4 protein-coding genes are annotated in these 11,452 nt (G+C 45.9%); all 4 read left to right on the top strand.

Translation table 11 applies throughout. The features are described from left to right. Nucleotides 1-565 precede the first annotated feature (565 nt). The 4 genes from H5P27_RS06095 (at nt 566) to H5P27_RS06110 (ending at nt 11,047) form a co-directional block, all read left to right on the top strand. Nucleotides 566-1,618 carry a hypothetical protein gene (locus H5P27_RS06095; protein WP_185659479.1) on the top strand — a complete coding sequence of 351 codons (1,053 nt, stop codon included), beginning with the start codon at nt 566-568 and terminating at the stop codon, nt 1,616-1,618. Nucleotides 1,619-1,636: 18 nt separating this feature from the next. Beyond that, nucleotides 1,637-2,683 (top strand): hypothetical protein, encoded by a 1,047-nt coding sequence (locus H5P27_RS06100; RefSeq protein WP_185659480.1) that lies wholly within the window; start codon nt 1,637-1,639, stop codon nt 2,681-2,683. A 214-nt stretch (nt 2,684-2,897) separates the two neighbouring features. Beyond that, nucleotides 2,898-10,421: a LamG-like jellyroll fold domain-containing protein gene (locus H5P27_RS06105; protein ID WP_185659481.1), complete on the top strand. Its 7,524-nt coding sequence runs from the start codon at nt 2,898-2,900 to the stop codon at nt 10,419-10,421. A gap of 20 nt (nt 10,422-10,441) precedes the next feature. Beyond that, nucleotides 10,442-11,047 carry an RNA polymerase sigma factor gene (locus tag H5P27_RS06110; RefSeq protein ID WP_185659482.1) on the top strand — a complete coding sequence of 202 codons (606 nt, stop codon included), beginning with the start codon at nt 10,442-10,444 and terminating at the stop codon, nt 11,045-11,047. Nucleotides 11,048-11,452: the final 405 nt, after the last annotated feature.

Genomic DNA, 11,452 nt, shown 5'->3' on the forward strand with positions numbered 1-11,452 from the left:
ACAACGTTCTTCGGGAGGGGCGTTCACTCAAGTGCCAAGAAAAGGCTCGGTACAAGGGCTAGAATAGAAATAGGAATACGGATTTTCATGGGGCTCGTGGGGTGGGGGGTAGGAGCCAAATTAAAGGGGCTTGGCTCGACAGGTCGGAAAAAGTCTGCATCCGCCATCTTTGAATGCGGTGTAAGATAGCGTACCATGTGGGCATAAAAAAAGCCCTCTGGCGAGGGCGTTTAAGATTGGAGGCGTGGGCCGGAATCGAAGCTGTCAGAAATATAAGGTTAAGAAGCAGAAGATCAGGAAGATAAAGAAATAGTGAATTAATATAGTACAAAAAAGTACGACAATCTTGATCGCTATTCGCCGCAATCGAAGTTGAAGTTGAGCTTTCCAAATTCGTTCTCGGTGAAACAGGCGTGTATCGCGGTAAGTTTAGGTCAGTCAACTAAGGCCCGATAGTTTTTAAGCTGATGTGATTCGCTAATTTCTCCGCGGTACCTAATTAAATTACCTTTTTGTAATTAAAACCTTTCACTAGGTAGCATTCCGCACATAAGGTAAGTACCTTATGTCAATTGCGCGCCAACTCGATAGGATGGAGAGGGAGTTGGAGGGAATCGTCAGTCCTCAAGGGAAGCAGATTTATCTGTTGCAGCAGATGTTGCCTCTTTGTGGGTCGGACTTTTCAGCATTCAATTTGATGGATGAACAGCTTCGTGTAGTGGGCGGGGTCGCCTGGCCAATTACCGAAGATCGGGCAAAGCAAATGCAACTGCTAAACCCAGTTCTAGGCGCTTTGCTTTGGAGCAGTCCGATTGGCGAGGTCCTGCGATTTTGCCCAGAGCGAAAGGCGGCAATCGTGGATGACGAACGAATCAAGAATTCGCTCATTTACAGCGAAGTCTATCGCCCCATGGGTATGCACCATTTGGGTACTTTTAGATTTCCATCCAGAGGTGGGAATTTCGTGGCCGTTGGTATCTCATCGTCGAACGCTCCGTTTACGCGATCTGCAGCGATAAATCTTGAGAGGATGTGCAATCGCTTCGAGTCGCTGATAGTGATGGATCTGCCCAGTATGGGCTCCGTATTGGGTTTGCCGCTAGCTGGCGATTGGCGGATTCCTCTGGATGCTTCACTCCAGCCGGAGGCCTTGACTGATTATCTTATGGGGCTTTTCGCATTTTTCTTTGGCGATTTGCGAACCTGGTTGCCGGATCGAAAACTTCCTCCCGAGCTCCTAGCTCAGCTCAGGCAAGGACTTGAAGCCGGCAGATCCAGCGTGGTCCCAGGCGACAAAAGTCTGTATTCATTTTCTAAGGTCAGAGAAGGACGTCGGCTAAATATACTCCTAGAGCAGACTAAACAGGGGCATTATCTTCTCACTTGTGTTGAGGATTCGCTAGCTCTCAAAGGTGTGCAAACTCTGAGTGAGCATTGCCAATCTCTCAAGCGAGACTCCTATGCGATCTACCGTTGTTGCCTAGCTATGCTCGACGGTAAACGCTCGTATGAAGATGTGCTTAGATCAGCCTCTCTAGTGAATCTAAAAGAAGCGTCGGCCAAACGTCTCATAAGCAGGGCTAGGGCTATTTTGTATGAAATTGGTTTAGGCATTTAAACAGAACCAAGGAATCCCATGAACTTACAGAGGTCTCTGCAAAAGCTAAGAGTTGAAATAGAAGCCCAAGAGGCACCTCCGGCCCGCCAGCTTGCGTTTCTATCGGGCTTGAATGTTCTGACGGGTGCGAGCTTTTCTGCTATCAACTTATGCGATGCTTCCGGGCGATTGAAAAACGCGATCGTTTGGCCCATAAGCGAGGAAATCCAGAAGGCCATGGAGCACTTTTCGCCGAAGCTCAGCGCCTTGATCGGTATGGAGGTGAATCAGCGGTTCTTTGAGGAATCTGGATTTGGCAAAGCCATCGTCATGCCGGATGGCATGTACCGAAATTCAGCTTTGTACCGGGAGGTTTACCAGCATCTTGGAATGGAGTATGTAGCTTGGTATTTCTATCCGTCTTTAAAATCTGGAGACGTATTGATTGTTGGAATTTCCTCTGCGTCTCGCGCTTTTTCTCACGCCGAGTTGAGACGTCTGGAAAAAGCATGCTCTGAATTCGAGAGTGTGGTTATGCTGCCAGACTCTGGTGATCGCTTACCGCTGTCATCCACTTCACCTCACGATCATTTCGCTACTCTCGATGAGAGCTTTGTTCCTACTGCCTCTTTACCCGAATACCTTTTTGGAGCATTCCTGTTTTTCTATGGATCCGGTTTACCCGTTGCGGACCCAAATAAATTGCCAGAGACTTTAACAAGAGACATTCAAAGAGTGCTCGAATGGTCGGACCAGGCAAGGGTTTGGGGATCAGGTAAAGGGTCCTTCGCATGGTCTCGCAAACGTCAAGGTAGACAGCTGAATTTGCATATAGACAGGTTGGAAAGCGGACTTCGCCTATCCGCCCACGAAGATCTGTCGGTACTGCGAAGGTTATCAGAAATCAAATCAGCATGCTTCGCCTTGGACAGGGATGGAGCTTCGATATTCTCAGCCTGTACGGCCATACTCGATGGAGTGTATGAAGCCAACGAGGTGTTGCGACTAGCTGGTCTAGGAGCTCTCAAAGAAAGCTCAGCAAGAAGGATCGTAAGCAAGGCTAATTCGGTTCTGAAGTCTTACTAAGTATGGCTGCTTACCCTGTGCTCCATTTTGGAGCAAAAAGCGTAAAACTACGTATATGGCGTTGAGTTGTAAAAGCTTTGCTAAATCATTGGGCCGATTCAAACAGCAACTAGTACCGGCTCAACTCAATCCCTCTTTTCAGGCAAGTAATTCGTCGTATGTATATTCGAACGCTTTTTACTGAATTTTGCCGAAACCTCACTGTGACTTGATTATGAAATACCTAGCCTTTGTTTACCTGGCTTCTTTGTTAACTGCTTTTTCTTGGTCTACTGGTAGTATTAAGCGCGTAAAAGTTAATTACTCAGATGACGGGGAGAGAGTTTACTCCAATTGGTATTACACAGATTTCGAGATTTCACGAGATAGCGGTACGAGGCTTTCTATAATTGTCGAAACTTATGAGTCTTTAGTTGAGGTGGCCACGGCTACGCACGTGGATACATTGGGTAATACCCAAAACGTAAACTCCGCTTCGTTCGATGAAGATTTTGGATACTATTACTATTTTTTATATGGTGTAGCCTCTGACGAGCCTGCTGGGAAGACTACCGTAACTGTAAAACCAAATGGAGCAGTTGGATACGAATCCGAATCTTTAACGATAACGGTCAAAGACAAAAGGCCATCGGCTCCAAACTTGGAGATAGCTGATTTTGAGTTAAATAATTCAGCAACTGTGCCAGAAGAATTAAATGTTGGCGATCGCGTACGCTTATCGTGCAGGGTGGAAAATTCCGGCTCTTCTGATTCTTCATCTTCTGTATTAGAGTATTACATTTCAGAACGTGCCGGGAATACCTCTCAAACATTTTCTGATTACATTGGTGATGATTCTGTGTCGGCCTTATCTAGTGGTGAGAAATCTTCCAGGGAAAGTATATATTACACTGTCACTTCGAAGGATGTTGGAGACCGTTATTTTATTTTAGCAATTGATCCTGACAATGAGATAGCAGAAACCAATGACGATGACAATGAGTTTACAACTGCCAAAATAAAGATAGTTCCCAATGTGCCAACCCCTCCTGATGAGCCGATCCTGTTGGCACCTGGGGATGGCGAAATTGCAGTTGATCTTGAGGCGCAAAGACTGACTTGGCGTACTGCCGATCTTGCTGAAAACTATGATGTTTACTTCGGTGTCAGTCCTGACATCGACGTGGTGGGTTCCAATGTTACCGTGAACTACTGGGACTTGCCTGCTCTGCAAGGCGATACCTTGTACGGTTGGAAGGTTGTTGCCAAAAATGACGACGGAGAAGCGGCGAGCGAGACTTGGGAGTTTAGGACTGTCAAAGGAGAGTCTGCAACACCAACCTTAGTTCCGGCCGGTCTAAGTCTGTCGAGTGTTAATTTTTATCCTGGTGAAACAATAACAGTAAATTATGGTATAGATAATCCTGGACCGGAAAGGGAAATTGGTTTAGGGTTTAGTCTCCAATACGTTGACTCGGATGTTTTGTTGAATGATTCATCGAATGATACTACGGTAACGGTGCCCGGTTATGCTTCCTCCGTAGTGAGCCGAATCTTTGTAGTACCTGAAGACGCTGAGTCCGGTGATTTGATGGGCGTCTGGGGCCTATGGTCAGATACGCCGGGAAATGGGCAACAATTTGGTATTCTAAGCCACGGCAGGTATACTGTCGGTGACAGGAAGGAGGGCTTGGTTTTTATCATCAAAGATGGAAACGGGGAGGATTATGGGTTCTATGCGAGTGTAAAAGATCCGTACCGATTGGCAGATCTCAATTTTGAAGGAAATGAATTTTATGATATTATAAAAAGCTTTTATCTTACACGTGATCCGCTTGATCCTGAAGATGTCATTTCGAAAGAAGATTATGTAGCAAATGGATTAGACGAGCTTTTGTATTCCATCACTAGAAAGTATGAAAATACGGTTTGGTTTCCTTATGAGGGTAATCGAGTAGAGTATGCTGGGGGGCTTTCTTTAACTCCAGCTAGCTATTATAAGGTTCTCTTTGATTTGAGGTGGAAGGATGATTCCTTTCGAAGGAGGTCCTATATTGATTCTCTACGAACTATTTTGGCTTTTGATGGAATGCCGGCAGGAACTGAGGTAATAGAAATACGAGGCGAGAACGACGGAGAAGGCATTATGTTACCAGAGGTTTCGCCAGGGCTTCGGGATGGTGTATCATCTGCGTATAATGCATGTTTGGATTTGCTTGAGTCGGAAGGTATTGATCCCAGTTCATTTCTGGGGTTTGATGTAAATTATGGTTTATTACCGATAACTGAAGGTGGAGTAGAGCTGACTAAGGTTTTTTACTCTATTAATAAGGTTATAACTAATTTGCCGAAAGCAGCCGAGAAGTTAAAGTTATATAAGATAAAAAATTGGGATAAGATAAAGAGATTTTCTGGTCTATATGAAATTGTGGGAACTGCGTTTAAATTAGGAAATGTAAGTGCTCGTATTAGGTCGGAGCTTATACTTCGGTCGTATTTGCTAACATCAGAAGACGCTGAACGTCGTTTGAGTATTTTGAAAACGGCATATTATTACTGTAAGGGTAACGCGGATCAGTATGACCCTGTTTTGCTGGAAGCTATTCAGGCTGTAGAACTGGAATTACAGGATTCAAGTTTAGATTTGTACGATCATGTTAAAGTTATATTAGCCGAAGTCTTGTTGAATGGGTCTGGAGATTCTTTGGATCTGCTTATGGATGGTATGCTCAACAAAAAGATGTTAGGTTATGTATCTGGGTTTTTAAACGGAGCGACAGGAGACTTTTTCAAAAACATATTTGAAAAGGTATCCAGGCGAAGGGTAGTGTCTTATCTAGAGACGGTAAAGGATGGTGTCGTTTTTTATCAAAAAGAAACTGGAGTTAGGACGAGACTCGCGTCGTATATGACAATTTTTTCCATGATGACTGAATACGAAAAGAGTTTCGGTTATTATGCACCCTCTGGTAGTGATCTTGTTTATGATGTTGAACGGATTGAGCTAGTGGATTCGGTTAGCCGCATGTTAGGGTATTTGGATTATTCGCTTTTAATGCAATATCTGGAGTATTATAAAGTTATTGCGAGTGACTGGATGGCTCATGGTGTTGATTTGTTTTTCGGAATAATGAAATATCATACAGACGGAGGAGCTGGTGTTGTAATGCCGATTGTGGATATCGCTTGGGATGCGTTGAAAGTAGGCGTGTATCGGCTTAATGAATCTATTTTTGTGCAGATGAGGGATATGGTCTCAGTTAGATTGGCATACTTGTCTGGGAGATTTAGTGATCTATCTGTTGTGAAAAAATTCTATGAAGAGAGATATCTGGATTCGAGCGACGCAAATCCAGATATAGTGGGAAATGTAATGACCGATCTGGTTTTGTACCCAATGCCTGATGTTTCGGTGGTAGCACCTGGTTTGGTTAGGCTCCCCATGATTGTTGGCGGTATTGACTCAGGTGCGCCGTTGTTGTTCACATCGAATTCCGACTATATCACCTTTGAAGGGCGAGAGTTGGTGTTGGAAATTCCTGAATCAGTCGATGTCGGGACTATTAGTGTGACCATTACGGCAACTGGTGACGATGGGATGCAAGCAAGTGTATTTTGGGAAGTAAATGTAATTGAAGAGATAACCAATAGTGCACCATCTTTTGAAGATATAGATATTGGACTATTGACAGTCGGAGAGTCTTATAGTTTTGAGATTGATTATTGGGATGAGGATCCTGTTGGAGTTGAAATAGACGTTATCACAGAAGTTACATGGATTTCAGTAGATGCTAGTGATAGGTTGGTTATAATGCCTCCTGTAGATGCAGATGAAGGGTTTTATAAAGCTATTATTCAAGCGGTCGATAATGAAGGTCTGGAGTCGAATATGATCCTGAACTTTTATGTAAAAACTGTTAGTAAACCTTATGTTGTTATATCGACAGATGGGCAAGTGACGGATAGGGATGGAGATGGTTACGAGAGAGTGCTATTCGATGGTAGCCAATCTTATGATCTTGATGGGGAGATAGTATCCTACAAATGGACCGTGAATAATAATGAAGAGATTTTTGGAATAGAAGTTGAGTTGAATCTGCAACTAGGTGTTAATAATGTAGTTTTAACAGTTACAGATGATGACGGAAATACCGGCACAGATACAGTGACGATAACCGTTGAAGAGATAGAGAATCAGAGTCCGGTTTTTGTTGGAATTGATGTGTACAACGTGGGCGATGATGATGGGGATGGATACGAGACAATCGTTTTTGACGTAGCTGACTCCTACGATCCAGAAGGCGGGGAGCTAGAATTTTATTGGGAAATAGATGGCGAAACGTTTACTGGACCTTCTGCGTCTTGGACCTTCCCGGTTGGATCGGGGCTAGTTATTCTGACACTTCGCGATAAAAGCGGAGCTACGGCTATACAGGATTTAGCGATTGAGGTTCATCCTTCAACGACTGAGGTAGCAGAACACTACCCGCTAGACGGAAACGGGTTGACTGAGGATTCAACGGCTAGAAACCTTATTGAATACGACATCGTCCCGTCGAATGGCCTTGATGGGTTGGAAGGTAACGGAGTGTATTTCAATGGTTCGTCTTCCTATCTTGAATTGAGCGATCCCATCCTATTGCCTACTGATCCCTACAGCGTATCTGTGTGGATAAAGATAGATGAAGGTGTCGATTTGCAGAACGCTCGATTCTCTATTTTCAATCAGGGCGGTGCTGCCGGAGAGGGGGCTCGCAGTCCTGGACTTGAATATTACGACGGTTTGTGGCGGTTTCACCACTATGACACCGAGGTACGAATGATTCAAGCAGATGCTTCCGCAGTGGTTGCAGGTGAGTGGATGCATCTGCTAGCGACCTGGAACGAAGAAGGCTACTTGGAGCTTTTTGTCGATGGAGCTCGCGTTGCAAAATCGGAGGAGCCCGTCTCTTTTGGTCAGGAGCTTCCTAACTTTTATCTAGGAGGTAACGTGGCTTACGGTAGGGAGTTCTTTAAGGGCACTATGGATGAGCTGAGAATATACAATCGCGAGTTGAGTCTTGGAGAAATACATGGCCTTGCGGGACTAAAGAAAGGATTGGTCGAAATCTATGCCTTGGATGGCAATGGCTTGGCCACGGTGTCGGGAACGCGTGATCTAGTTGGGACAGCGATTTCATCTACTGAAGACCGCCATGGTGTCGCAGGCGGTGCGGTGAGTTTCAATGGTTCGAGCTCAGTGCTCAGGCTTAAGTCTGGATTACTTGATGGGTCTGACGAATACACAGTCTCGCTGTGGGCCAAGATCGATGCGGATGTCAATTTGTCGAATACAAGATTCTCTCTGTTCAACCAAGGCAGCTACCCCGGTGGTAATGCTCGAAGCCCTGGATTAGAGTTCTACAATGGTACACTGAGGTATCATCATTTCGATGACGCACTAGAGATGCTGGTGGTCGACACTCCTGGTATCGTTAATGGTGAATGGTTTAACGTGACTGCCGTTTGGGCTGCAGATGGGCATCTAGAGCTATGGCTTGATGGAGTGTTAATCGGTCGGAGCGAGTCGCCAATTGGATTCGGTCAGGAGCTCAATAACTTCTATTTGGGTGCGAATGGAGGCTTCGAGAGCGACTACTTCAAGGGAGCAATGGATGAGGTACGGATTTATCACAGAGCCTTGTCGGCGGATGAAATCCAAACTCTAGCGAGTAAGACGCTAGGGTTCGCTCCAATTGCTGATGCAGGCGAAGATCAAGTGCTGTCCGTCCTAGGATGCCGTGGCACAAACTATGTAGACCTGGATGCGACAGGTAGTTTTGATTTGGATGGCCGGATCGTCAGCTACGAGTGGTTCTTGGGTAGTGAGCAAGTCGCAGTCGGCAGCAACGCAGTGGCGGCCCTCATGACTGGTCCAAATGTGTTAACTTTGGTGGTAGCCGACGACGATGGGAATGAAAACTCTGACACGGTTACGTATACTCTTTTGGACACACCTAATGAGAATCCTAGAATTCATCTAAGCGACTTGCTGGGCCTTAGTGAAGGTAGCTTTATCTATGCTTATGATATGGATGGAAATGGTTCAGAAACTGTAACGATCGATGCTTCAAAGTCTTTCGATCCAGATGGTTCAATATTGAACTACACTTGGAGCATCGACGGAAGATCAGATGTTTCTGGGAACTATGATGATAGCTTCACGGCTGAATTTGATGCGGGCGATACAACAGTTAAGCTTACGCTGACTGACGAGTGTCTGGGTGAAGCTATGGCTACTTTCGTGGTCCGAGTGTTGAGTTTCAGTGTCGATCAAGATGGAGTTATCGCTTCCTTCGAGCTTGATGGAGATGGCGAGGATGCTGGCTCGGGTTCGTTCGATATGGAAGAGATTGCTACTGCGGCTACGGCCAGTCGTTTCGAGCAGTCCGGTGAGGCGATCTACCTTAATGGCGACAGTTCATACCTTCGGTCGAAGAAGCCTATTTTGAACTCTGCAGAACCATACGCGATTTCACTCTGGCTAAAGGCGGATAGTGGGGTGGAGCTTGCTGACAGTCGCATGTCTATTTTTAACCAAGGAAGCGATCCAGGCGGGCAAGCCAGAAGTCCGGGACTCGAACTCGCCTGGGGCAGGTGGAGATTCCATCATTGGACGGGCGAGCTGCATATGATCGAAGCAGCTGCATCGAACGACGTAGTGGAAAATTGGACACATTTGGTGGCAATGTGGACCGAAGCTGGCTTTTTGGAATTGTGGATCAATGGAGAGAGGCTTGCTCGTTCCCTAACGCCAATCGAGTTTGGCCAAGAGCTCGGAAACTTTTACCTAGGTGCGAATCCCGCGTTCAACGCAGATTTCTTTCAGGGCAGCATGGATGAGCTGAGGATTTACCAAAGGGAACTGTCGACCGATGAGATTGTAGCTCTTGCTGCAGAGAGTGGAGAAGAGGATGAGGAAGAAGCTGACCCCAAACCGAATCTACAGAACTTCATTTTGGCCAACAAGGCGTCGTCAACCGACACGACCTCGGTGGTGTTCGAGTATTTGTCAGCGGATGGCGTGGCGGAGGAATTCAGAATCAGCGAGGACCCAGAATTCGAAGGAGTTAGCTGGCAAGGTATAGCGAGCTCTAATGTTTTCACTCTGAGTGAAGGGAATGGCATCAAAAAGGTTTATTTCCAGTTGAGAAATGCTTATGGTGAATCAAACGTATTGAGCGATACAATACAGCTTGATGAATTGATGCCGCCAGGGCTTGTGCAGAATATTGCAGCCACAGATGGAGATTATCCGGATCGTGTCATCGTGTCTTGGTCAAGCACTGACAGTGCAGCGACATACACCGTCTACCGAGCTGTTGCGCAAAGTGAGAGCATGACGCTGATCGCGAGTGGTATCGAAGGTAACGAGATAGAGGACACTGACATCGAACCCGGCCAGACCTACACCTATTGGGCTATTGCTCTTAATGAAGCTGGGCAAAGCGACGTAACTGAAAGCGATAGTGGCTTTGCGCTCGTCAAGGACCTTTCCTCGCCGGTGCTTCTGATTTCCCCCTTGGAAAAGGGTAGGTACAAGCTAATCGCTTTTGGCGATGCCTCAGCATCAGGCTATTTGATTCAAACCTCGCATGACCTAGTGAATTGGCAGTCCTTGGATGTTGGAGTCATTCAGCTCTCGGAGGAATCCGCTTACGAGTACCAGCTGCCGGACCTATCGGAAACTCCTATATTCTTCCGAATCATTGAAAACTAGGAAATCGAGATTCAACGCACATGAGCAAGCCAAGGGCATCAGTTGAATGCTGGCACTCGAGGGAAGATCTAAATGCTGCTCTAGAAGAATCGCTGCACCGCATCACGCTCGGTTGTGACCGAGCTCTGCCCGCGGCAATGCAGTTCCTCAAGCGGTATGCTTACTGCATCCTAAACGGAATGCTGAATGATCGCAGAGATCGAGAGGAGGTTTTTTTTGATTCTCTCATTAAGCTATATCGTCAAGCAGGACGATTCGATACGAAGAGGGGTAGGGCTTTGGACTTTTATAAGGCAATCCTCAAGAATTGCGCCATAGACCGCATTCGAAAAAGGGAGCCGCTTGTGTATCTGGAAATTCCTTACGAACTGCCTACCGATAACAGCCTTAATCGGGATGCTCTCAATCCGGCTGTTAACGCCGAAAGGAATTCAGACATCGCTTTCCTATCAAACGAAATTGATCGTCTGAATTGTAGCCAGAGAAAAACAATAGCTTGGGTATTCAAAAACGACTCGACTCTATCGGAGGCCTCAGAGGAGCTCAATATCCCCCTTGGCACCGCCAAGTCAGCTTATCGAAGAGGTCTGCTGAAACTGAGAGCGGAGTTGTTGAAAACAGCCTGAAAGAAGAAGTTTAGGAATCACTGCCGATTTTCATGCGCTCTCTTCTTCTTTTCTTTTACGGAAGCTCAGGATTGGATAATTCGCGGCTACCTTATAATTTAGAGAATGAAATCTCGTTGCTTCGTGAGAGACGGCTCGAGGGACTCATCCCCACAAGGAGTTGGGAAACGCTTTCTTGGCATCGTATGTCGAGGGGACGGAAACTTAATTTGATTCTGATATCAAATAATTCTGACGGGTTCGAGCTTCGGTGCTACGAAGACTTCAAAGCTTCTATGAGGCTTAAGGCTGTTCGCGATGAATGCTTCTCGTTAAAGAGAGATGCTGCGTCGACGTTTGTAGTTTGCCAAGCCATATTAGATGGCTGCACAAATGATCGAGAAACCCTAGTTAGGGCAAATCTTT

Source organism: Pelagicoccus albus, from assembly GCF_014230145.1.
Lineage (GTDB): Bacteria > Verrucomicrobiota > Verrucomicrobiia > Opitutales > Opitutaceae > Pelagicoccus > Pelagicoccus albus.